16 protein-coding genes and 1 riboswitch are annotated in these 23,079 nt (G+C 72.3%); of the genes, 7 read left to right on the top strand and 9 right to left on the bottom strand.

Annotated features, from left to right (window positions below):
* Positions 1-553 precede the first annotated feature (553 nt).
* On the bottom strand, positions 554-1,111 hold the full coding sequence (locus ACZ6BB_RS27805; RefSeq protein WP_471617861.1) for a MarR family winged helix-turn-helix transcriptional regulator: 558 nt from the start codon (positions 1,109-1,111) through the stop codon (positions 554-556).
* Between the two features lie 156 nt (positions 1,112-1,267).
* Between ACZ6BB_RS27805 and ACZ6BB_RS27800 the strand changes: the two genes are divergently transcribed.
* Positions 1,268-2,542 carry an MFS transporter gene (locus tag ACZ6BB_RS27800; RefSeq protein ID WP_471617860.1) on the top strand — a complete coding sequence of 425 codons (1,275 nt, stop codon included), beginning with the start codon at positions 1,268-1,270 and terminating at the stop codon, positions 2,540-2,542.
* 185 nt (positions 2,543-2,727) lie between these two features.
* Here the strand turns inward: ACZ6BB_RS27800 and ACZ6BB_RS27795 are convergent, their stop codons facing one another.
* Together ACZ6BB_RS27795 and ACZ6BB_RS27790 are read right to left on the bottom strand one after the other, a co-directional pair.
* On the bottom strand, positions 2,728-4,401 hold the full coding sequence (locus tag ACZ6BB_RS27795) for an ATP-binding SpoIIE family protein phosphatase (protein ID WP_471617859.1): 1,674 nt from the start codon (positions 4,399-4,401) through the stop codon (positions 2,728-2,730).
* Between the two features lie 226 nt (positions 4,402-4,627).
* Entirely contained in the window at positions 4,628-5,992 is a 1,365-nt protein-coding gene (locus ACZ6BB_RS27790) for an NAD(P)/FAD-dependent oxidoreductase (protein WP_037725814.1), read from the bottom strand.
* Positions 5,993-6,472: 480 nt separating this feature from the next.
* On the opposite strand from ACZ6BB_RS27790, the gene ACZ6BB_RS27785 reads away from it, so the two are divergent.
* Both ACZ6BB_RS27785 and ACZ6BB_RS27780 read left to right on the top strand, forming a co-directional pair.
* On the top strand, positions 6,473-7,273 hold the full coding sequence (locus ACZ6BB_RS27785; RefSeq protein WP_471617858.1) for a TetR/AcrR family transcriptional regulator: 801 nt from the start codon (positions 6,473-6,475) through the stop codon (positions 7,271-7,273).
* Positions 7,274-7,572: 299 nt separating this feature from the next.
* Positions 7,573-9,432 carry a sigma-70 family RNA polymerase sigma factor gene (locus ACZ6BB_RS27780; RefSeq protein ID WP_471617857.1) on the top strand — a complete coding sequence of 620 codons (1,860 nt, stop codon included), beginning with the start codon at positions 7,573-7,575 and terminating at the stop codon, positions 9,430-9,432.
* A gap of 39 nt (positions 9,433-9,471) precedes the next feature.
* Here the strand turns inward: ACZ6BB_RS27780 and ACZ6BB_RS27775 are convergent, their stop codons facing one another.
* Positions 9,472-11,565, bottom strand: a complete 2,094-nt coding sequence (locus ACZ6BB_RS27775; protein WP_471617856.1) for an asparagine synthase-related protein — start codon at positions 11,563-11,565, stop codon at positions 9,472-9,474.
* Between the two features lie 713 nt (positions 11,566-12,278).
* Between ACZ6BB_RS27775 and ACZ6BB_RS27770 the strand changes: the two genes are divergently transcribed.
* From ACZ6BB_RS27770 to ACZ6BB_RS27755, 4 genes are all read left to right on the top strand, one after another.
* The gene (locus tag ACZ6BB_RS27770) at positions 12,279-13,703 is read left to right on the top strand and encodes a hypothetical protein (RefSeq protein ID WP_013002548.1); all 1,425 of its coding nucleotides are present in this window, start codon (positions 12,279-12,281) and stop codon (positions 13,701-13,703) included.
* A 210-nt stretch (positions 13,704-13,913) separates the two neighbouring features.
* Positions 13,914-15,125, top strand: coding sequence for an L-2-hydroxyglutarate oxidase (gene lhgO, locus ACZ6BB_RS27765; RefSeq protein ID WP_471617855.1), 1,212 nt, complete (start codon positions 13,914-13,916; stop codon positions 15,123-15,125).
* A gap of 189 nt (positions 15,126-15,314) precedes the next feature.
* Positions 15,315-16,181 (top strand): tRNA (guanosine(46)-N7)-methyltransferase TrmB, encoded by an 867-nt coding sequence (gene trmB, locus ACZ6BB_RS27760; RefSeq protein ID WP_471617854.1) that lies wholly within the window; start codon positions 15,315-15,317, stop codon positions 16,179-16,181.
* Positions 16,182-16,278: 97 nt separating this feature from the next.
* Positions 16,279-17,664, top strand: coding sequence for a PrsW family intramembrane metalloprotease (locus ACZ6BB_RS27755; protein WP_471617853.1), 1,386 nt, complete (start codon positions 16,279-16,281; stop codon positions 17,662-17,664).
* 17 nt (positions 17,665-17,681) lie between these two features.
* On the opposite strand, the gene ACZ6BB_RS27750 is transcribed toward ACZ6BB_RS27755, so the two are convergent.
* The 5 genes from ACZ6BB_RS27750 to ACZ6BB_RS27730 form a co-directional block, all read right to left on the bottom strand.
* Positions 17,682-18,626 carry an aldo/keto reductase gene (locus tag ACZ6BB_RS27750; RefSeq protein ID WP_471617852.1) on the bottom strand — a complete coding sequence of 315 codons (945 nt, stop codon included), beginning with the start codon at positions 18,624-18,626 and terminating at the stop codon, positions 17,682-17,684.
* A gap of 166 nt (positions 18,627-18,792) precedes the next feature.
* Positions 18,793-19,851, bottom strand: a complete 1,059-nt coding sequence (locus ACZ6BB_RS27745) for a M23 family metallopeptidase (RefSeq protein WP_471617851.1) — start codon at positions 19,849-19,851, stop codon at positions 18,793-18,795.
* A 10-nt stretch (positions 19,852-19,861) separates the two neighbouring features.
* A riboswitch (cyclic di-AMP (ydaO/yuaA leader) is annotated at positions 19,862-20,023 on the bottom strand.
* Between the two features lie 265 nt (positions 20,024-20,288).
* The gene (locus tag ACZ6BB_RS27740) at positions 20,289-21,401 is read right to left on the bottom strand and encodes a PP2C family protein-serine/threonine phosphatase (protein ID WP_471617850.1); all 1,113 of its coding nucleotides are present in this window, start codon (positions 21,399-21,401) and stop codon (positions 20,289-20,291) included.
* A 179-nt stretch (positions 21,402-21,580) separates the two neighbouring features.
* The gene (locus ACZ6BB_RS27735; protein ID WP_471617849.1) at positions 21,581-22,231 is read right to left on the bottom strand and encodes a GTP cyclohydrolase II; all 651 of its coding nucleotides are present in this window, start codon (positions 22,229-22,231) and stop codon (positions 21,581-21,583) included.
* Positions 22,232-22,531: 300 nt separating this feature from the next.
* Complete coding sequence (locus ACZ6BB_RS27730) at positions 22,532-23,074, bottom strand: MarR family winged helix-turn-helix transcriptional regulator (protein WP_471617848.1); 543 nt, start codon at positions 23,072-23,074, stop codon at positions 22,532-22,534.
* Positions 23,075-23,079: the final 5 nt, after the last annotated feature.

Raw genomic sequence — 23,079 nt, 5'->3', positions numbered from 1 at the left:
ACGGGGTATCAACATATCTGGCGTTGATTTTTGGCACGCTGTTGAGTTCTCAAGGAACGGACGCTTCCTTTGTACTCACCCGAGAACTTCTTCTCAGGCTTTCCTCCGGGCAGTTTCCCTTCGGTCTTGCGTTTCCGACTCTATCAGACCGTTTCCCGATCCGATTTCCTCGGTGCTTTCCAGGTTTCCGCTTTCGCGTTTCCCTTTCCGGCGGTTCCGACTCTATCAGATCCTTTCGGGCCTGATTCCCAGTCAGCGGGCTTTGTCCTCGCGGCTGTTGGGCCGTTCCGACGTTCCAAACCTTAGCGGATCTGCTCGACAGTTCCCAATCGGGGCTGTCGAACCCAAATCGAATTGCATTCGGGCACGCCGAATTCATCCCGACTGGGAGTCGCACTGGTTGGTTTGTGTGCCGCTCGAGGCGGCGGAGGTGCTGTCGCAGAACCGTTAAGGCTCCGTGGCAACCCGAAGAACTTTACGGATCGCGGGGTGGACTGTCAAGCCTCCCCCGGGTGGCCCGCGACCAAACCTCGGGTGCTCTCGACCGTACCGCTCAGTCGAGGTCGGTGAGGCGGCCGCCGGCGTCCGGCTGGGCGTGCTCGACGCGGCGGAGGAGCCGGGTCAGGACCTCGCCCAGGACGGTGCGCTCCAGAGGGGAGAGGTCCTGCAGAAGGTCCTCCTCGAAGACCGAGGCGAGGCGCATGGCCTCCAGCCACTTCTCGCGACCCTCGGGGGTGAGCTCGATGATGACGCGCACCCGGTTGCTCTCGTCCCGGTCCCTGGTCACCAAACCCTCGGCGACCATGCGGTCGATGCGGTGGGTCATGGCGGCCGGGGTGAGGCCGAGCCGCTTGGCCAGTTCGCTCGGGCCCATCCGGTACGGGGCGCCGGAGAGGACGAGGGCCTTGAGGACCTCCCAGTCGGCGTTGCTGATGTCGAGCGCGGAGGTCTGGCGGCCGTAGGCGACGTTCATGCGGCGGTTGAGGCGGGACAGTGCCGACACGATCTTCTCGACCTGGGGGTCGAGGTCCTGGAACTCGCGCTGGTAGGCGGCGATCTGCTCTTCGAGTGTCGGCTCGGCGCTGCCGGAGGTGCCGGGGGTGTCGCCCATGGGCGAAGTATGGCACGACGCCGCTTGGCATCGAAGTCCTTCGAGGTATAGTGTTTACCTTCTAAGTTTTAGCTTCGAAGTCTTCAGTCCTAACCCTTGAGCTGAGGGCTTCCCTTACCTAGGCAGGTGAACGTGACCAGGGGGACGGGCGCAGCGATGCGCCGGATTCACGTGGGCAACGCGCTCGGCGCGTTCGGACTCGGCTTCACCGTCCCGTATCTGTACGTCTATGTGGCGCAGGTGCGGGATCTCGGTGCGACGACGGCGGGGCTGGTGCTGGCGGTCTTCGCCGTGGCAGCACTCGTGGTGCTGCCCTTCGCGGGGCGGGCCATAGTCCGGCGCGGCCCGCTTCCCGTGCTGCTCACCGCCCTGGTCACCGCTGCCGTCGGGTCGCTCAGTCTCGGGCTGGCCACCAGTGCGACGACCGTGCTGTTGTCCGCGGCGGCGCTCGGGGCCGGACAGGCCGTGACACAGCCCGCGCTCGCGACGTTGATCGTCGACTTCTCGCACGCGGAGAACCGGTCCCGGGCCTTCGCCACGCAGTTCTTCCTGCAGAACCTCGGGCTCGGGGTCGGCGGGCTGATAGGCGGGCACCTGGTCGATGCCTCGCGCGCGGGGTCGTTCGTCCTGCTGTTCTCCATACAGGCGGCGATGTTCCTGCTGCTCGTGGGTGTGATGGCGACCGTGCGAGTGCCTCGCACCGCCGAGGTCGCAGGAGTGTCCGTCACCGGGGCGGCCGCCAAGGGGAGCTGGAAGCAGCTGCTCGGCAACCGGGCCATGGTGCAGCTGTGTGTACTGGGCTTCGTGCTGTTCTTCGCCTGCTACGGGCAGTTCGAGTCGGGTCTGAGCGCGTACGGGGTCGAGGCGGCCGGGATATCGACGTCCGCCCTCGGCACGGCACTCGCCGCCAACACGGCGGTGATCGTGATCGCGCAGTTCGCGGTGCTGCGGTTCGTGGAGCGGCGTCGGCGGTCTCGGGTGATCGCCGCCGTGGGGCTGATCTGGGCCGTCGCGTGGGGCGTGGCCGGGTTCGCCGGACTGGGACAGACCAGCGAGACCATGGCGACCGCCGCGTTCGTCTCGACCTACGCGCTGTTCGGTCTGGGCGAGGCCATGTTGTCGCCGACCGTCGCGCCGCTGGTGGCCGATCTGGCGCCGCCGGGGATGGCAGGGCAGTACAACTCCGCGTTCGCGCTGGTGAAGCAGCTTGCGTTGGCGGTCGGGCCGGCCGTGGGTGGGCCCATGGGCGCCTCGCTGCACGCCCCGTACGTCGTGACGTTCCTGCTGTTCTCGTTGGGTATCACGATGTTGGCGCTGCGGTTGGGACGGCGGCTCAGCGCGGTGCAGGATCAGCCGGGACTCGGGGCGAGTCGGGTGGTGGCCCGGGGTGGGGCGACGCCGGCGTCCCAGCCGGGGGTCGTGTCGGCGTAGGGCCTCTCGCCCCCGCCGCCCCTACCCTTCCCGTCCACCAGGGGCTGCGCCCCTTCGGCCCCCGAACCGTCCGCCCGGAAGGACGTCCGCCCGGTGGGGCTTCTCGCACAGTTCCCCGCGTTCCCGCTGTTCCGGGGGCGCGGAACTGTGCGACCGGCCGCCACGCACCCGCACCCGACCACGTCCTATGACGTGCGGCCGGGGAGGGCGAACTCGCACCAGACTGCCTTGCCGCCGCCCGGCGTCCGGCGGCTGCCCCAGTCGGAGGCGATCGTGCCGATGATGGCGAGACCACGGCCGGACTCGTCCGCGGGGTCGGCTCTGCGGCGGCGGGGGAGGTGGTCGTCGCCGTCGGTGACTTCCACGATCAGGCGGCGGTCGGTGCGGCGCAGCCGCAGGCGCATGGGCGGGGTGCCGTGCTGGAGGGAGTTGGCGACGAGTTCGCTGGCGGCCAGGACGCCCAGGTCGTGGAGTTCCGGCGGGAAGCGCCAGCTGGTCAGGACGCCGGAGGCGAAGGCGCGGGCGCGGGGGGCCGCTTCCACACCGCCGAGGAGCTCCAGGGCGGCGTTGCGGAAGAGTTCGCCGTCAGGGCCGACGCGGGCGGGGTGCTGGAGGACGAGTACGGCCACGTCGTCGTCGTGGTCGGCGGTGACGCCGGTCGAGCGGACGAGGCGGTCGCAGACGACCTGCGGAGTGCCGGTGGCACCGGACAGGGCGCGCTCCAGGGCGGCGATGCCCTCGTCCAGGTCCTCGTTGCGGCGCTCCACGAGCCCGTCGGTGTAGAAGACGGCCGTGGAACCGGGGCCGAGGGGAATCGAACCGGAGGCGTGGGTCCAGCCGCCGGTGCCGAGCGGAGGGCCGGTCGGTTCGTCGGCGCGCAGGACCGTGCCGCTCTCGTCGCGGACGAGGATGGGCAGGTGGCCCGCCGACGCGTAGACCAGGCGGCCCTCGTTGGGGTCGTGGACGGCGTAGGCGCAGGTGGCGATCTGGTTGGGGTCGATCTCCGTCGCGAGACCGTCCAGCAGCTGGAGCACCTCGTGCGGGGGCAGGTCGAGGCGGGCGTAGGCGCGGACGGCCGTGCGCAGCTGGCCCATGACGGCGGCGGCGCGCACACCGCGGCCCATGACGTCGCCGATGACGAGGGCCGTGCGGCCGCCACCGAGGGTGATGACGTCGTACCAGTCGCCGCCGACGGCGGTCTCGGTGCCGCCTGGGTGGTAGACGGCGGCGATGCGCAGGTCGTCGGGTTCTTCCAGCTCCTGGGGGAGGAGGGAGCGCTGGAGGGTGACGGCGGTCTCGCGCTGGCGGCGTTCGCTCGCGCGGAGGCGTTCGGCGGCCTCGGCGTGGTCGGTGACGTCGGCGGCGAAGATCAGGACACCGCCGTCGCTCTGCCCGGCGCCGCTGGGTACGGCGACCGGGGTGCAGGTGATCGTGTAGCTGCGGCCGCCGGCGGCCTTGCGGGACTTGACCGTGCGTGGCTTGGAGCTGCGCAGGACCTGGTCCAGGAGCGGGAGGAGGCCGAGGTCGTCCAGCTCCGGCAGGGCCTTGCGGGCGGGTTCGCCGAGCGGGCGGGCGCCGAAGGCCGCGGCATAGGCGTCGTTGACGTAGGCCGTGCGGTGGTCGGAGCCGTGGACGAGGGCGACGAGGGCCGGGATGCGGTCGAGGATCTCGCGGGTGGGGAGGTCGTCGACGGCGGGTACGGCGTGGGTGTCGTCCGGGGGGTCGTCGGTCTGCCGTTCGGCGCGGGCGGCGGGCACGGATCCGTCCCCCCGCCGGTCCGGGTTGACCGTGTGTTCGGTCCGCGCTGCGGCGCGGCGCTGCGTACCGGGGAGCCGGGCGCTCCAGCGCGTGAAGTTCACCGAATCCTTGCCTCGTGCCTCGTGTTGTCGTCTGTGGCCGGCTCCGGATCCGGCCGTGGCCCGGGGGTTGTCGCCCCGGGTGCGGCGGTGGGGGATGCCTGGTCGTGGGTACGTGTGGGCGAGGAGTGGCCCCGCCCGGGATCATGGATCACGTCGCGGACCAGTCTGGCCGACCGGACCGACATCCGTCAGACGTCGGCCCGGTCGGTGGAGTTCCTGGATCGGGTCAGGACGACCCCTTCGGGTCCTCCGGGGGCTTTCCACCGGCCGCGAGTTCGAACTCCGCACGGGGATGTTCGAGTGATCCGAGCGAGACGATCTCTCGTTTGAAGAGGCCGGAGAGGGTCCATTCGGCGAGGACGCGGGCCTTGCGGTTGAAGGTCGGCACCCGGCTCAGGTGGTACACGCGGTGCATGAACCAGGCGGGGTAGCCCTTGAGCTTCCGCCCGTAGACGTGTGCGACGCCCTTGTGCAGGCCGAGGGAGGCGACCGAGCCGACGTATTTGTGCGCGTACTTCTCCAGGGGCTGTCCGCGCAGCGAGCGGGCGATGTTGTCGCCGAGGGCGCGGGCCTGGCGTACGGCGTGCTGGGCGTTGGGGGCGGTCTCCTTGCCAGGTTCGGCGGTGACGTCGGGGACGGCGGCCGCGTCGCCCGCGGCCCAGGCGTGCGCGACGCCCTCCACGGTCAGCTCGGCGGTGCACTTCAGGCGGCCCCGCTCGTTGAGCGGGAGGTCGGTGGCGGCGAGGACCGGGTGCGGTTTCACACCGGCCGTCCAGACGACCGTGCGGGTCGGGAAGCGAGCGCCGTCGCTGAGGACGGCGACGCGGTCGGCGCACGATTCGAGACGGGTGTGCAGGCGTACGTCGATGTTGCGGCGGCGCAGTTCGGTGACCGTGTAGCGGCCCATCTCCTCGCCGACCTCCGGGAGGATGCGGTCGGAGGCCTCCACGAGGATCCACTTCATGTCCTCGGGCTTCACGTTGTGGTAGTACCGCGCGGTGTAGCGGGCCATGTCCTCCAGCTCGCCGAGCGCCTCCACGCCGGCGTAGCCGCCGCCCACGAAGACGAAGGTCAGGGCCGCGTCGCGGATCGCGGGGTCGCGGGTGGAGGAGGCGATGTCCATCTGTTCGATGACGTGGTTGCGCAGGCCGATGGCCTCTTCGACGGTCTTGAAGCCGATGGCGTAGTCCGCGAGCCCGGGGATGGGCAGGGTGCGCGAGACGGAGCCGGGGGCGAGGACGAGTTCGTCGTACGTCAGCTGTTCGGCCTCCGTGCCCTCCTCCTCGGTGGCGAGGGTGTCGAGGGTCGCGATGCGTTTGGCGTGGTTGATCGCGGTGGCCTCGCCGATGACGACCTTGCAGTGGTTCAGGACGCGGCGCAGCGGCACGACGACGTGTCGGGGCGAGATGGAGCCCGCCGCCGCCTCCGGAAGGAAGGGTTGATACGTCATATAAGGGTCGGGGGACACGACGACGATCTCGACGTCGCCACGTCCGAGTTCCGGTTTCAGCTGTCGCTGCAAGCGCAGCGCTGTGTACAGCCCGACGTAACCGCCGCCGACGATGAGAATGCGCATCGGTTCCTTCACCATCCCATGACGCACCTTGCTCGCTGGTTTGTCCACAGGCCCGGCAATTTGTGTGACCGGTCTCCACAATCGCGCGGAGATGGCCGATTCACCAGTGTGCGCGGCAGGTGTGCAGGTCAGATGGTGTGAGCCGGGTGGCAGGAGGGGGCGCAAACCGGACGTAAACCGCCCGTACTCCGATCAGGGGGCGCTCCGTGCGGAACGTGCCCCTTCTGAATTGACTCCCTCTCAACTATGTTCGTGTGTCGACGGGGTGTAGGGGGATGCGTTCAAGAGGTTCGGTCGAGTCCGGGGTCGAGGTCGTGGATCTGGGGTTCGGGTCCGTTTTCCGAGTGGTCCGCGACGGGCGGTCCGGCTCGGGGACCGGGTTGCCGACGAAGGAAGTCGGCGACCACCGACGACCTTGGACGCTCGTTCCGCCGCTCCGGCTTCCGATGACGGGGAGAGTCTCCGGGGGGAGACGTCATTACCGGGGGAACACGTATGCATATTCAGGAGTCCCATTGGTCGTCCGCGTCCACCATCGCACCCGGTGGTGCGATGGGCTCGGCGGGCGGCAACGGACGCGGTGAGGGAGTGCGGTCCGCTCCCCTCCGCGTGGATGCACAGCGCAACCTCGAGCACGTGCTGCGCGCGGCGCGCGAGGTGTTCGGTGAGCTGGGGTACGGCGCGCCGATGGAGGACGTGGCCCGCCGTGCGCGGGTCGGTGTCGGCACGGTGTACCGGCGCTTCCCGAGCAAGGACGTCCTGGTCCGGCGGATAGCCGAGGAGGAGACGTCTCGGCTCACCGAACAGGCCAGGGTGGCGCTCGGCCAGGAGGAGGACCCGTGGCAGGCGCTGTCGCGGTTCCTGCGGACGTCCGTGGCCTCGGGTGCCGGGCGGCTGCTGCCGCCGCAGGTGCTGCGGGTCGGGGTCGCCGAGGACGGGTCCGACGACATCGGCGGGATCGTCGTGGACGAGGCGCGGGTGCCGCAGCAGCGGGTGCAGGCGTCGGCCGAGCTTCGGCTGGTCCCGGCGGAGTCGGGCTCCGGTTCCGCCGTGGGCACCACCGGTTCCGGTGGGCCCGTGGACGATGCCGGTGCTTCGGCACTGCTCGAGGTCGTGGGGCAGTTGGTGGAGCGGGCTCGGGGCGCCGGTGAGCTGCGCGAGGACGTGACCGTGGCGGATGTACTGCTGGTGATCGCCACGGGAGCGCCGGCGTTGCCGGACGCGGCGCAGCAGGCTGCCGCGTCCGCTCGGCTGCTCGACATTCTGCTGGAGGGGTTGCGGTCCCGGCCTTCGTGACCGTGACCGGGTGACGTTTCGCCCCAGGGGCGGCGCGGGGTGGTGTCCTCACCCCGCGCCGCCCCTGCCTGTTCTCCCCTGCCCGTTCCTCGTGCCCCTGCCTGTTCCCCGTGCCCCTGCCCGTTCCCCGCGCCTCTTCCGGGACTCGGGTTACTCGTACGGGTGAATCGTCGCTCTGAGGTCTGGGAAGCCCCCTCGGACGAGTGGTATGCCCGTAGTACCGGGGGCTGAACAAAAGCCAATATGGCACTCTGCCCTGGTGTTGGGGACTGGGTCGGCCGGCGGCGGGGGCTTCCGCGATGGGTGTTGACGGGCGGGACGAGCCGGGACCGGAGACGGTGGCGGCCGGGGCGCAGGCGGGGCCTCAGGTGCCCGAGCAAGGGGGGCGCGGGGTTCCGGCGCAGTGGCACCGCTTCGACTCCGGGGTGCTGCCACCTCGGGCGCCCTCCGACGCCGACCTGATCGACCGGATGCGGTCCGGGGACGACTCGGCGTACGAGGAGCTGTACCGGCGGCACGCGGAGGCCGTGCGCCGGTACGCGCGGACGTGCTGCCGGGACGCCCACACCGCCGACGACCTGACGGCCGAGGTCTTCGCCCGCATGCTGCAGGCGGTCCGGGGCGGCGCCGGGCCGGAGCACGCCGTACGGGCCTATCTGCTGACGTCCGTGCGGCGGGTCGCCGCGACGTGGACGAGTTCCGCCCGGCGGGAGCAGCTGGTCGACGACTTCGCGGTGTTCGCGGCCCAGGCGTCGCGCGGCGCCGAGGTGTCGGACGCGGACACGCTCGATCTCGGCGCGGACGTGCGGGCGATGCACGAGGCCGAGCAGTCGATGGCGATGCGGGCGTTCCGTTCGCTTCCGGAGCGCTGGCAGGCCGTGCTGTGGCACACCGAGGTCGAGGACGAGTCGCCGAGCGAGGTCGCCACCCTGTTCGGGCTCGACGCCAACGGGACCCGGGTCCTGGCCAGCCGGGCGCGGGAGGGACTCAAGCAGGCGTATCTGCAGGCCCATGTGAGCGCCACGCTCGCCGGTGCCCCCGGGGAGTGCGGGCGCTACGCCGACCGGCTCGGTGCGTACGCGCGTGGCAGCCTGCGGAGGCGGGCCGAGCGGGGACTGCGCGCGCATCTGGAGGAGTGCGCGGCGTGCCGGCTGGCCGCCGGGCAGATCAAGGAGGTCGCGAGCGGGATCCCGGCCGTCGTACCGGTCGCGGTCATCGGCTGGTTCGGCGCGGCCGGGTACGCGAAGGTCGCCGCGCTCGTCGCCGGGGGCGCCGGGGCCGGGGCCGTCGGTGCGGCGGCCGCGGCGGGCAAGGGTGCCGGCGGGGCCGCCGCGGAAGGGCTCGGCGGACCCGCGAAAGCCGGGATCGCGGTGAGTGTGGCCGGGATGGTCGCCGCGGCGGTGGCGCTCGCGCTGACGGGCGACGACGTGCGGTCCGGGGAGCCGTCCGCCGGGCCGTCCGCCTCGCGGCCCGCCGTGGCCGCGCCGCGGCCGGATCCGTCGACGCCTCGGGACACGCCCGCGCGGGGCGCGCCCGCGAGGGTGGTGCCGATGTCCAGGCCGTCACCGGCGCCGAAGCCGTCGCCCACGCCGTCACGGGCCGAGACCCCGGCACCGGCCGCCGAGCCGACGCCCCCTCCCACGCCGACGCCGACCCCAACTCCCGCTCCGAAGCCGTCGCCCACACCGACCCCGGCGCCGTCGTCCCCGGCCCCGCCCGCTCCCCCGGCCGTCTACCGGTGGAACGAGCTGCGGTACGGCATCCTCGGCGACGGCACCGCACCCGAGATGCGGCTCGCGGAGAGCGGTTGGGTCTGGCAGCGGTACGGGTTGTCGATCGCCGGGAAGCACTACGGCAACGGGGTGACCGTGCACGGCCGCTCCTCCGTGACCATCGATCTCAACCGCCGGTGCGAGGCGTACGACGCGCTGGTCGGCGTCGACGACCTGACGCACGGCCTCGGCGAGGTCCGCTTCTCCGTCTACGGCGACGGGGTCCGGCTGTGGAGGTCCGGTCCGGTACGGGGCGGGGATCCGGCGCTGCCGGTACGGGTGGCTCTCGGCGGGCGGGAGACGGTACGGCTGGTCGTCGAGCCGCACAGCCCCTTCGACCTGCCGGTGCTGGCGGACTGGGCGGATTCGCGGTTCAGCTGCGGTTGAGGGCCCGGCCGTTCGCCACCGGGCCCGCGTGCCGGCAGGTCAGACGTGTCGTGCTGTCGCTCCCGTGCCCAGGGCGCCTCTTTGGGGGGTGATGCCGGCGGGTACGGCGCGCTGTCTGGCGGGGGTGCCCGTCCAGCAGGTGCCTCGGCGGGCGAGGAGGCGGCGCAGCCAGAGTTCGAGGGCGACCAGGTCGGCGAGGCCGTCGAGCGGAAGGGGTTCGCCCTCGGCGGCGGCGCGGAGGGCCTTGCGGACGACTCTGGCCTCGACGATGCCCGCCTGGGCGAGCAGGGGCGTGTCGAAGAGGGTGATCAGGGTGTCGGCGGCCACGCGGAGGCCGGTGCGGGCGGCGGCGTGCGAGGTGGCGTGGGAGGGGGCGCCCCAGCCGGGCGGGAGGTCGGTGACGCCGGCGCCCTCCAGGACCGTACGGAGGATCGCGGCGCGGGCGCCCGGCTGGACGCGGAGGGCCTCGGGGAGGGCGCGGCAGGCGCGGACGACCTGGTTGTCGAGGAAGGGGGTGTGCAGGCGCTGGGAGCGGATCTCCACCGCCTGTTCGAGGATCCGGAGGTCCGCCGCGTGCCGGGCCAGGGCCGCGCGGGCGCGGAAGTCGCCGGGCCGCTGGCCGGGGCCGACGGTGGAGCGGCCCGTCGTCGCACCCAGGCGAATCGATACTTCTGCCAGGGCCTCGCCAGTGAGCCAGCGGGCCGCCGGGCCCGGTCTGGCCCAGGTGAGGGCGGCCAGGGAGGCGCCCACCGCGCCACCGGGCTCCTCGAAGCGGCGCTGCATCAGACGGTCGGCGAGGACCTCGACGCCGGAGCGGTACGGGGTGCGGGCCAGCTTCCGCGCCGCGCCGTACACGCGCGCGGGGACCATCACCGAGCCGTCGGCCTTGGCGAGGGCGGCGACCGGCCGTACCAGGTGGCGGCGTTTGCGGTCCATCAGGAGGTCGGCCAGGCGGGCGGGGTGGGCGTCCAGGACCTGGCGGGCGCCGTAGCCGGTGAAGTGGTCCGCGCTGCCGGAGGCGAGGCGGGCGCGGTGGCGGGCGGCCGTCACCAGCGAGGGGCCGGGCTCGTCGGTGAGGGGGACGTCGAGGTCGGCGTACGGGAGCACCTCCTCGCCGCCGGTCACGACCACGTGGTGGAGGCGGGGGTTGGCGGCGAGGGTGCCCGCGCGTTCCAGTTCGGTCTCGCGGCCGGAGGTGACCAGGTCGTTGAAGGTGACCGCGAGGAGGCGTTCGCCGGCGCCCGTGCCATGGCCGAGGACCGTGCCGGGGGCGCCCGGCAGACCGGCGGCGAGCAGGGCGAGCGTGCCGGAGGCGGGGCCGCCGGAGACATCGGCGCCGATGCCGGGGACGGGCATGCCGCGGGCGGCGCGGCGCTCGGCGGGGCCCATGCCGGGGACCGGGCCGGGGTCGACGTCGGGCACGTGCCGGGGGGCGGAGAGCCGGACCCGCACGGATTCCACGAGGGCGTCCCGGACGGCGTCCACGGCGCTGTCCGGGTCGGCGGAGGGCGCGGCGACGGCGAGGGAGGCGACCGGCTCGTAGCCGGCGATCTCACGCGCCCCGGCGCGCAGGATCAGTGCGTGCCCCGGAGGAATGCGGCGCACGCCGTCGTACGGGGTGGAGTCCTGGAGGGCGTCCGGCACGTCGGGGGCGGCCAGCAGGGCCGCCAGGTGCCCGAAGTCGAGGTTGGCCTCGACGAGGTCGGCGAGGGGGAGGGCGGCCGTCGCGTACGCCGTGCCGCCCGCCCAGGGGGTGTGGAAGACCGGGCGGGCGCCCGCGAGGTCGCCGCAGACGGTCACCCGGCGGCCGACCTGGACGACGGCGGTGTAGCTGCCGGGCCAGGCGGTGAGGTGGCGCAGGGCGCCGCCCCGGGCCGCGAACAGGCCCACGCGCAGCTGCTCGTCGGTGGCACCGCAGATGCCGAGCACGGCGATCCTGGTCTGGACGTCGGCCGTCACGACCCGCACCTCGTCGGGGCGCCAGTCGCCGACGGCCCACAGCGGGTCGGGGTCGCCCCACAGGAGGTGGGAGCCGACCGGGTGCACGCTCTCACCGTCGGGTCCGGTCGCGCCGGCGGAACCGAAGGCGGGCGCGCCAGCGGCGGTACTGCTCCATCCCACCAACCACCGCATCGACGCCTCCACAGGCTGTGGACAACCGGTGCACCGTACGAACGGTCCCCATGCTGCCACGAAGGAGGCCTGCCGGAGGCGTGTGGTCCGGCTTGCGCACCGCCGAGTGCGCCCCCGGGGAGCCCTGAACGCTCCCCCGTCGTCCCCTCAAGTCGGCCTGGACGCGGGGTGGTCCATCCAGGTGGACCCCGGGTCTACGACGCGAATGCGCCCCCGGTACGCTCCCCCAAAACACCTAACGCGCCCTCAACAGGCGTGGTCGGAGCGGTATTCACGCTCGACGACCACCGTCGATTTTCGGCCAAATCGTCCTCGAAGGGCGAAGTCGGCACACCCGCCGTACCGCCCCGGATGACGACACAGCGTCAACGCACAGTCCGGGAGGCGGAGTTCGCCTCCCGGACCGGTCCGCCACCCGCGGGGATGTAGGCGGCGGTGTCCCCCAGCCCACTGGATCCAGTACAGCGGGCCGACCCACGCACCACCATGGAACCGCTCCCCCGGTGGCCGGAGTAGAGCGCACGGACAGGCGCACGGCCACACATCGGGAGCACATCACCACCCTCCGTGCTGCGCCCGCACTTTCGTACGGACCACAATCCCGCCATCCGGATTTACGCCCCTTAACGCTTGGGATGCGGCGAACTACGCTGGGTTTACGAATGCCGCGTGCCTATGCCGCCGCGGCAGCCGTCTGTTCGAGGGGTGGCGCAATGTCCAGGGAGCAACGCGGGCCGAACGAAAAACTCGGCGCCGTTCTCGCCCTCGCGGGAATCAGCAACGCAGGACTCGCGCGTCGCGTCAACGACCTTGGCGCCCAACGCGGGCTGACGCTTCGCTACGACAAGACCTCGGTGGCGCGGTGGGTCTCCAAGGGCATGGTCCCCCAGGGTGCCGCGCCGCATCTCATCGCGGCCGCGATCGGGCAGAAGCTCGGCCGTCCGGTGCCGCTCCACGAGATCGGCCTGGCGGACGCGGACCCCGCCCCCGAGGTGGGCCTCGCCTTCCCCCGTGACGTCGGACAGGCGGTGCGCGCGGCGACGGAGCTGTACCGCCTCGACCTCGCCGGCCGCCGCGCGGGCACCGGCGGCATCTGGCAGTCCCTCGCCGGATCGTTCGCGGTGAGCGCGTACGCCACACCCGCCTCGCGCTGGCTGATAACCCCGGCCGACAGTTCGGTGGCGCGCGAGGCGGGCTCCGCGGAGGGCTCCGGGTCGCCGCTGAAGGTCGGCCACAGCGACGTGCAGAAACTGCGCGAGGCCGCCGAGGACGCCAGGCGCTGGGACTCCAAGTACGGAGGCGGCGACTGGCGTTCGTCCATGGTGCCGGAATGCCTGCGGGTCGAGGCCGCACCGCTGCTGCTCGGCTCGTACTCCGACGAGGTGGGCCGCGCGCTGTTCGGAGCGTCCGCGGAACTCACCCGCCTCGCAGGCTGGATGGCCTTTGACACGGGTCAGCAGGAGGCGGCCCAGCGGTACTACATCCAGGCGCTGAGGCTCGCGCGGGCCGCGGCCGACGTACCGCTCGGCGGGTACGTGCTCGCCACGATGTCGCTGCAGGCCACCTACCGCGGCTTCGGCGACGAGGGCGTCGACCTCGCGCAGGCCGCGCTCGAACGCAACCGGGGCCTGGCCACCGCGCGCACGATGAGCTTCTTCCGGCTCGTCGAGGCGAGGGCCCACGCGCGCGCGGGCGACGCGGTGGCCGCCGGGGCGGCCCTCAAGGCCGCCGAGGGCTGGCTGGAGCGGGCCCGCGACGGCGACAACGACCCGAGCTGGCTCGGCTTCTACGGCTACGACCGGTTCGCCGCGGACGCGGCCGAGTGCTACCGGGACCTCAAGGCGCCGCGTCAGGTGCGCCGGTTCACGGAGCAGGCGCTGTCGCGGCCGACGGAGGAGTTCGTACGCTCCCACGGGCTGCGGCTCGTGGTGTCGGCGGTCGCCGAGCTGGAGTCCGGCAACCTCGACGCGGCATGCGAGCAGGGGGTGCGGGCGGTGGAGGTCGCGGGGCGCATCTCCTCGGCGCGCACCACCGAGTACGTGAAGGACCTCCTGCATCGGCTGGAGCCGTACGGGGACGAGCCGCGGGTGATCGAGCTGCGGGAGAGGGCGCGGCCGCTCTTGATGACGCCGGCGTAGGGATGGTGGGCGCCCAGTGGTCTGCTGGGTCGCTTCCTTGTTCGGCGGCCGCGGGTTTGTACGTGGCTTGTCGCGCGGTTCCCCGCTCCCCTGACGGGGCGCGGCCCCGGCACCGGCGTCCGTGACGTGACCGAGGCCATGAAGACGTCTTCCGGGTTTGAGGGCATTGTCAGTGGTGCAGTGCACTATCGGAGTCGGGAGGTGGGGCGCGTGCGGAGGCAGGGCGCGTACGACTGCGATGTGCTCGTGGTCGGCGGCGGGATCGTCGGGCTGTCGACGGCGTATGCGATCACGCGGGCCGCGCCGGGCACGCGGGTCACCGTGCTGGAGAAGGAGCCCGGCCCGGCCCGGCACCAGACCGGGCGGAACAGCGGCGTCATCCACAGCGGGATCTACTACCGGCCGGACTCGCTGAAGGCGCGGTACGCGGTCAGGGGCGCCGCCGAGATGGTCAAGTTCTGCGCCGAGTACGGCATCGACCACGCCGTCACCGGGAAGCTCATCGTGGCCACCGAGAAGTCGGAGCTGCCCCGGCTGCACGCCCTCGTCCAGCGCGGCCGGGAGAACGGGATCCCGGTGCGGGAGCTGGGCGCCGCCCAGATCGCCGAGTACGAACCGGAGGTGCGCGGGCTCGCGGCCATACACGTCGGCACCACCGGCATCTGCGACTACGTGGAGGTCGCCCGGCAGTTCGCGCGGGCGTCCGGCGCCGAGATCCGGTACGGCGCCGAGGTCGAGCGGATCGACCGGCGGGCCTCGCTGGGGGTCGCCGTCCGGATCCGGGGCGGCGGCGTCGTCCGCGGGCGGGTGCTGGTGAACTGCGCCGGGCTGCACTGCGACGAGGTGGCCCGGATGACCGGGGACGACCCCGGGATGCGGATCGTGCCGTTCCGGGGGGAGTACTTCGAGCTGGCGCGGCCCGAGCTGGTCCGCGGACTGGTGTATCCGGTGCCCGATCCGGCCTTCCCGTTCCTCGGGGTGCATCTGACCCGCGGGATCGACGGCGGCGTCCACGTCGGCCCCAACGCGGTGCCGGCGCTGGCCCGCGAGGGGTACGCCTGGGGGACCGTACGGATGCGTGAGCTGGGGGCGACGCTGGCGTGGCCCGGGTCCTGGCGGATAGCCCGCCGGCACTGGCGGTACGGGGCGGGGGAGCTGCGCCGGTCGGTGTCGAAGAGGGCGTTCACGGGGGCGGTGCGGCGGCTGCTGCCGGCGGTCTCGGAGGGGGATCTCGTGCCCACGGCCGCGGGCGTGCGGGCCCAGGCCGTGCTCCGGGACGGGACGCTGGTGGACGACTTCATGATCCGGGAGGGAGCGCGCGCGGTACACGTGCTGAACGCGCCCTCCCCCGCGGCGACCGCGTCCCTGCCGATCGGGCGGGAGGTCGGGAGAAGGGCCCTGGCAGCGCTGGCCGAGGCGTGACGGGACGGCGGTCGCGAGCCTCCCGGCAGCGGTGCCGGGCAGGCGTGGAGCCGCGGAGCGTGCCGGGCAGGCGCGGGACCGGGGACGGTACCGGGCAGGTGCGGGACCGCGAGGGTGCCGCGGGGACGTGGGACCACGGAGGGTGCCGCGGGGACGTGGGTCCGCAGGAGTCGTAAAATCGGGGGCACTGTGTCTGACTCCGCCGATGCCCCCGAGCCCCGCACCTCCGGTGCCCCCCTTCGGCACACCCGGGTCAAGGGTGAGCCGCGTTTCCCCGACGGGCCCAAGCCGGATCCCGCCGGGTCGCACTTCGAGCGGCGGATCAGGAGTTTCCAGCCACGGCGGAGCCGGGTGACGACCGGGCAGGCGGACGCCCTGCAGCGGCTGTGGCCCACATGGGGGCTCGACATCGACGGGCGGGCGCTGGATCTCGTCGAGCTGTTCGGCGACGAGAAGCCGGTCGTGCTGGAGATCGGCTTCGGGATGGGCGAGGCGACCGCGCGGATGGCCGCCGCCGATCCGGACACCAACGTGCTCGCCGTGGACGTGCACACGCCGGGCCAGGGGAACCTGCTGAACCTCGCGGACGAGTACGGCCTCACGAACGTCCGGGTCGCGAACGGCGACGCGATCATTCTCCTGCGGGAGATGCTCCCGCCCGCCTCGCTGCACGGGCTCCGGGTGTACTTCCCCGACCCCTGGCCGAAGAAGCGGCACCACAAGCGGCGGCTGATCCAGCCGGAGTTCCTCACGCTCGTCGCGTCACGGCTCGTACCGGGGGCGGTGGTGCACTGTGCGACGGACTGGGAGCCGTACGCCGAGCAGATGCTGGAGGTGCTGACCGCGCACCCCGACTTCGAGAACACCCGGGCCGACGGCGGCTTCGCGCCACGTCCGGACTTCCGGCCGCTGACCCGTTTCGAGGGGCAGGGACTGGACAAGGGTCATGTGGTGAACGATCTGCTCTTCCGCCGCGTACAGCAGCGTGAACAGCAGCAGGAGCGACAGCGGACGCGGCAGTCCGGACAACCCGAACACCCCCCCACAGGCGTCTGAAGGCCGTCGTTCGGACGGAACCTGGCGGCGGGCGCGGTCCGGTGGGCCGCACCACGCGCCGTCGCGGGCGGGCCCCTCCCTCGTTAGGGTCAATGCAATGGCCACCAGTCCCCCCTACCCGACGCATCCCCACGGCTCCGCCGACGGGTACGCGTTCAGGCCCACGCGCTGGTGGCAACGGAAAAGCGTCAGATACGGCGCGCTGACCGCGCTGCTCGGCATCTCCGGGTTCGTCATCCTCGCGCTCGTCCGCGAACAGACCGGCACCGAGGGGTTCCTCGTCGGACTGGGGCTGGCGCTGCTGCCCCTGCCGCTGCTCATGTCCGCCTTCCGCTGGCTGGACCGGGTGGAGCCGGGGCCCTGGCGGAACCTGGTGTTCGCGTTCGCCTGGGGGGCCTGTGCGGCGGCGCTGATAGCCATCGTGGCCAACAGCTTCGCGACGCGCTGGATAGCGACGGCCACGGCCGATCCCTCGCACGCCGACACCCTGGGCGCCACGGTCATAGCGCCCGTGGTCGAGGAGACCGCCAAGGCCGCGGCCGTCCTGCTCGTCTTCCTGTTCAGGAGAAGGGACTTCACCTCGCTCGTGGACGGGGTGGTGATCGCGGGGTTCACCGCGACCGGCTTCGCGTTCACCGAGAACATCCTCTATCTGGGCACCGCCTTCGGGACGGACCAGCTCAGCGGGGGGAGCGGGCTGGCGTCGGTCACCGCGGCCACCTTCTTCGTGCGGGTGATCATGTCGCCGTTCGCGCATCCGCTGTTCACCGTGCTGACGGGGATCGGCTTCGGGGTGGCGGCGGTCTCCGCGGAGTGGCAGCGGGGGCGGCGCGTCCTCGTGCCGCTGAGCGGGCTGTTGCTCGCCATGGCGATGCACTCGGTGTGGAACGGGTCGGCGACGTTCGGGGAGTACGGGTTCTTCGCGGTGTACGCGGGGTTCATGGTGCCGGCGTTCGGACTGCTGACGTGGTGGGTGATCTGGGCCCGGCAGCGGGAGCTGCGGACCGTGCGGGAGGCGTTGCCGGCGTACGCGGCCGCGGGATGGCTGACACCGGCCGAGCCCTACGTACTGGGGTCGATGCGGGCCCGGCGGGTGGCGCGGGAGTACGCGGCCCATCACTTCGGGAAGGCCGGGGCCCGGTCGGTGGCGGAGTACGAGACGTACGCGACGCGGCTGGCGTTCCTCCGGCACCGGGGCCTGCGGGGGCGGGCCGGGAGTGACTTCGCGCTGCGTGAGCGGGAGCTGCTGTTCGAGCTGTGGCGGCGGCGCGAGGTGGCCCGCCCGGCGATGGGCTACGCCGGGCGGGACGCCGAGCCCAAGCACGGGTACGGGTACGGGTACGGGTACGGCTTCGAGTACGGGTATGGCTACGGATACGAGTACGGGGCGTACGCCGGTTACGGCGGATACGGGCCCGCCCACCCCCAGCCGGTGGCCTACGGGGTGGCCGCGTACCCCTCGTACAACCCGTACCGGTACTAGCGCCGGGGGCGCGTGGGCTACGCCGAGGCCTCGGTCAGGCGCTTCAGCTCCTCGGGGGTGAGGGTGAGGCCGGCGACGGCCAGCAGGTCCGGGAGCTGGTCCAGGTTCCGCGCGGAGGCGATCGGCGCGGCGACCGTCGGCTGGGCCGAGAGCCAGGCGAGGGCGACGGTGGCGTGGGCGGCTCCGCGGGACTCGGCGATCTCGTCGAGGGCCGCGAGGACCCGTGTGCCGGCCGGGGTTTCGAGATAGGCGCCGGCACCGGCCGCCCGGGGGCTGTCGACCGTCGTGCCGGGGCGGTACTTGCCCGTGAGGAAGCCCTTGGCGAGGGCGAAGTAGGGGACGGCGGAGAGACCGGCGTCGGCGGCGACGCTCTGGAGCGGGCCCTCGTAGGTGTCCCGGGAGACCAGGTTGTAGTGCGGCTGGAGGGCCACATAGCGGGCCAGGCCCTCGGCGTCCGAGAAGTCCAGGGATGCCTTCAGGCGCTCGGGAGTGATGTTGGACGCGGCGATCGCACGGACCTTGCCGGCCTTCACCAGGTCGTCGAGGGCGGTGACGATCTCCTCCACGGGCACCTCGGGATTGTCGAAGTGCGTGTAGTAGAGGTCGATGTGGTCCGTGCCGAGGCGGGCGAGGGAGGCGTCGGCCGCGGCCTTGATGTTGGCCGCCGTCAGGCCCTGGTACTCGGGGTGCTGGCTCACCTTGGTCGCGACGACCACGTCGTCCCGGTTGCCGCGGGACTTGATCCACCTGCCGATGATCCTCTCGGACTCACCGCCCGTGTGGCCCTCCACCCAGGCCGAGTAGGAGTCGGCGGTGTCGACGAAGTTGCCCCCGGCGGCCGCGTAGGCGTCGAGAACGGCGAAGGACTGTGCCTCGTCGGCCGTCCACCCGAAGACGTTGCCGCCGAGGGAGAGGGGGAAGACCTCGATGTCGGACGTGCCCAGCTTGCGAAGAGAAGTCATGTCATCCATCAACCGGCGCGGCGGACGCCCGCATTCCACCCCGGCGTGAACGCCACGTGAAGCCGTGGGAGCGAGGCGCACGAGCGGGCGCCGGCCCCGAGGACGACGAACGCCGCGCGGTCCTCACGGGCCCACGCGGCGTCGTTGGTTCGTCGTCCGACCGGCTCTACGGGGTCAGACCCTTGCTGCGCAGCCACGCCGCCGGGTCGATGCCGCCGGCCGCGCCGCCGGGGTGGACCTCCATGTGGAGGTGGGCGCCGGTCACGTTGCCCGTGGCGCCCACGCGGCCGATGACGTCGCCGGTGGCGACCTTCTGGCCGACGCTGACGCCGATGGAGGACTGGTGGGCGTACCAGATCTCGGTGCCGTCATCGAGGGTGAGGACGGTCTTGTAGCCGTAGGAGCCCTCGTAGCCCGCCTGCGTGATGGTGCCGCCGTGGACGGCCTTGATCAGGGTGCCGGTCGGGGCGGCGAAGTCGAGGCCGGTGTGGTAGCCGGAGGACCAGTAGGGGCCGGCCTGGCCGAAGGTGGAGGTGAGGGTGTACGAGGAGGTGGGCAGCGTGAACTGCTTGGCGAGGGAGGCGAGACGCTCGGCCTCCTTCTTCGCCGCGGCCTCCTCCGCCGCCTTCTTCTTGGCGGCGGCCTCCTTGGCCTCGGCTTCCTTCTTCTCCTTGGCGGCCAGTTCGGCGGCCTTGTCCGCGGCGGCGGTCTGGGCGGCCTCGGCGGCGGCCTTGTCGAAGGCGTCCTGCTGGGACTCGGCCTGGGCCATGATGCGGGCGCGCAGTGCCTCACCGGCGTCCGCGGTGCCCTGCTGGGTCTCGGCGGCGGTCAGGCCGGCGCTGCTGAGCGGGGTCCTGGACGCCTCGGGCTCCGGCTCCTCGGCCTCGTCCTCGAAGACCGAGCCGACGTTCGGCATGTCGGGCATCGAGATGGACACCGGGGCCTTGCCGGACTGCGCGCTGGCCATGCCGGCGCCGCTGACGGCGGCTATGACTCCGACGCCGAGAACCGTGGAGCTGCGGCCGAGGCCGCCACGAGCGAGTACGCCGGTCTTCTTGGCGACGCGGTGCCGACCGCGAGCGGGGCGAAGGGTGTCCTCGCTGGGATTCCACTCCTGCCAGGGGCCCTCGTTGTCGCTGTTGTAGCTGCCGTAGCCGAACGTCCGGCTCTCGCCTTCGCGTTGGCTCGGCACGGGGGCTTCGGTCGCGGACCGGTTCGACGCCACGTGGGCGTACTCCTTCCTTCCTCCTCGCCTACCGGGTTAGCTGACGGGTTCGGAGCAGGAAGGTCTCCTACGCGCGTAAACCGGTCGTGCGGACTGCCACGACGGTCTCCGTGCGATTCACCCCAGGGTGTTGGTTCCCCGGTTCCCTTGCGGGATTCGGCGCGTGAGCACGGAGCCGTCTCTTGTGACGGCTGGGACGACCGCGCTGCGTTATCGAACGTTAATAGACACGAGCACTCCATTCCAAGCTGTTCTGAATGATCGTTCCGCACCCCCTGCTGGACTTTACGGGTCATGAGGGGTTTAAAACGGGCGAGTTGACTTGCCTCGGCAGTAACAAAAGTTCTGACGGGACATCAGCATGTCCACGGAGAACGATCAAACAGTCACGTTGGGTGATATAGAGGCCCCCCAGCAGCCCCCGCCTCCGCCCGAGGTCATGGCCGACGGACCGCCAGGAGAGCCATGTCGTCCGTCGTGCCGTCCCCCGTGTGCCGGCGCACCTCGTCCGCCAGGGTCGTCACCAGGGCGCGCGGAGCGGAGAAGACCCGCCCGGACAGGCGTTCGACCGGGTCGTAGAAGACACCGCACGCGTCCCGCGCCTCGGACAGACCGTCCGTATGGAAGAGCAGCGTGGCCCCCCGCGGAAACCCGGCCTCCTCCGCGCGGTCGGGCCAGGCGCCCAGATCCTCCATGCCCAGCGGGAGGGCCGGGCGCGGCGCGTCCAGGGAGCGCAGGGTGCCGTCGGCGAGCAGCAGGAGAGGCGAGGGGTGGCCCCGGTTGACGATCCGGGCGCGCCCGGCCCCGTGCGGGAACTCCGCCAGCACGGCCGTCACGAACCCCTCGTACTCCACCGCCGCGTCCCGCAGCGCGGCCTCCCGCCTGGTCGTCTCCCGGGCCAGCGCCCGCTCCAGCCGCTGGGCGACCGCTTCGAGCGTCGACTCCTGCTCGGCCGCCTCCCGGAACGCGCCGATCAGCACCGCCACCGCCGACACCGCGCCCAGCCCCTTGCCGCGCACATCGCCCACGATCAGCCGTACGCCGTGGGGCGAGTCCTGCACCGCGTACAGATCGCCCCCGATCGACGCCCCCGCCTGCGCGGCCTCGTAGCGCGCGGCGATCTCCAGCCCGCCGATCCGCTCCTGCGGCACCGGCAGGACGGCCCGCTGTGCCGCCTCGGCGATCTCCCGGGCGGTGGCGAGCCGGGCGTCGCTGCGGCGGACGAGACGGTTGATCAGTACGGCCAGTACGGCGACGGTGACCACCGTGGCGACCTCGGTGATCGCGTCCACCTGACCCGTGTCGCCGTAGTAGCCGCGCACGGCGCTGACCCCGGAGACCGAGACGATCCCGGTGATCACCGTGCCGTGCAGCGAGAAGAGCGGGGCCGCCACCAGGGGCGCGGCGGTGAAGAAGGGGACCGCCGTGAACTCCCGCGGGGTGAAGTGGTCGTAGAAGAGGCCGACGGTGATCAGCAGGGCCGGGACGGCGCGAGTGAGCGTACGGACGTAGGAGAACCGCCGCCCGACCGGCTCCCTCACACCCGCCACCCGTTCTCTGTGCCCACGGAAACAGGGTTTCCGTGGGCGGGGCGCGGGGCCAGTCGGCGGGGCCGAGTGGGCTAGGGCCCTTCTGCCGCCGCGGAGATCCGTCGGAAGAGCCCTGGGCCCGGTCGGGAGAAAGGGGTTGGGAGACAGGGGTCGGGAGAGGGGAGGAACCGGCGCCGGGGTCAGCCCGCCGTCAGCCCTGCCAGTCCCGTCAGCTCCGGCAGGGGGAGCGTGTGCTGGGTCTGGAGGACCTTCGCGCGGAGGTAGCGGACGTTGTGGGCGGTGGTGAAGACGCCGGTGGGGACACGGTGGCGGACACCCACGCCGAGATCGCGGAGCTGCCGCGCCTTGTCGGGGTTGTTCGAGAGCAGGTCCAGCTCGTCGATACCGAGGGCACCCAGCATCTGGGCCGCCGCCGTGTAGTCACGGGCGTCCTCCGGCAGGCCGAGCGCCGCGTTCGCCTCGTAGGTGTCGAGCCCCTGGTCCTGGAGGGCGTACGCGTCCAGCTTGTTGTAGAGGCCGATGCCCCGGCCCTCCTGGCGGAGGTAGAGGAGGACACCACCGCGTTCGGCGATCCGCTCCACCGCCTCGCGCAGCTGCGGGCCGCAGTCGCAGCGGGCCGAGCCGAAGACGTCGCCGGTCAGGCACTCCGAGTGCAGCCGGACCAGGGGGTCCGTGCCGGGGGCGGGGTCGCCGAGGACGATCGCGAGGTGCTCCTGGCCGTCGACGAGGCCGTGGAAGGTGACCAGTTCGGCGTCGACGGCGTAGCCGTCCTGGAAACGCAGCGGCACCCGGACGCGGGCACGCGGGGTGGCAGCGGGAATGTCGGGCATGCGGGATCTCCGGTCCTGGGGCGGGGTGTCGCTGTGCTTCAGTTTTGAAGCACAGCGCTCGCAGCGACTCTAACCCGTGCTTCAAATTTCAAGCAACTGGTTTGGGGATACGTCACATTCCCGTCATGTGCGGGGCGCCGTGTGCCCGTGAGGCGCGGCGCGCGGTGGCGTGGGCCCATGACGCGCGATCCCTCGCCGTGCCGCGCGCCCGTGACGCGCGGTGTCGCGCGGTGGCGTGGGCCCGTGGCGCGCGGTGGCGCGCGGTGGCGTGGGCCCGTGGCGCGCGGTGTCGCGCGTCCGTCAGGCGCGGTCCGGCTCGCCCTGCCGGCTCGACGAGCATGCGCGGCGGCGCCACGGGAGGTCGTCCGAGCCGGGGGCCGTCCGGGGGCCTTCGCCCTGGATCGCCGCCGCGATGGCCCCGCAGATCTCCTCGAACTGGCCGATCTGCTCGGGGGCGAGATGGTCGAAGACGGCCCTGCGGACCGTCTCGACATGCCCCGGCGCCGTGCGTTCCAGCAGGGTCATGCCCTCGTCGGTGAGCACGGCCACGCTGCCGCGCCTGTCCCACTGACAGTCCTCGCGCCGCACCAGACCGTCCTTCTCCAGCCTGGTCACGACATACGTCAGCCGACTGCGCGTGATCTTCAGACCCTCGGCGAGTTCGGTCATCCGCATCCGGCGCTCCGGCGCCTCGGAGAGGGCGGACAGCATGGAGTAGTAGAGGTGCGGCAGGCCGGCCTCCTGCTGGAGCTGCCGGTCGAGCGCGTCCTCCAGAAGGGAACTCGCGGCCACGTAGGCGCGCCAGGCACGCTGTTCGTCGGGGGTGAGCCAGCGGGTCGTCATACGTA

This window comes from Streptomyces sp. NPDC041108 (genome assembly GCF_055592645.1).
Note: the sequence above shows the minus strand (reverse complement) of the source record. Positions and strands in the feature narration are given on the sequence as shown.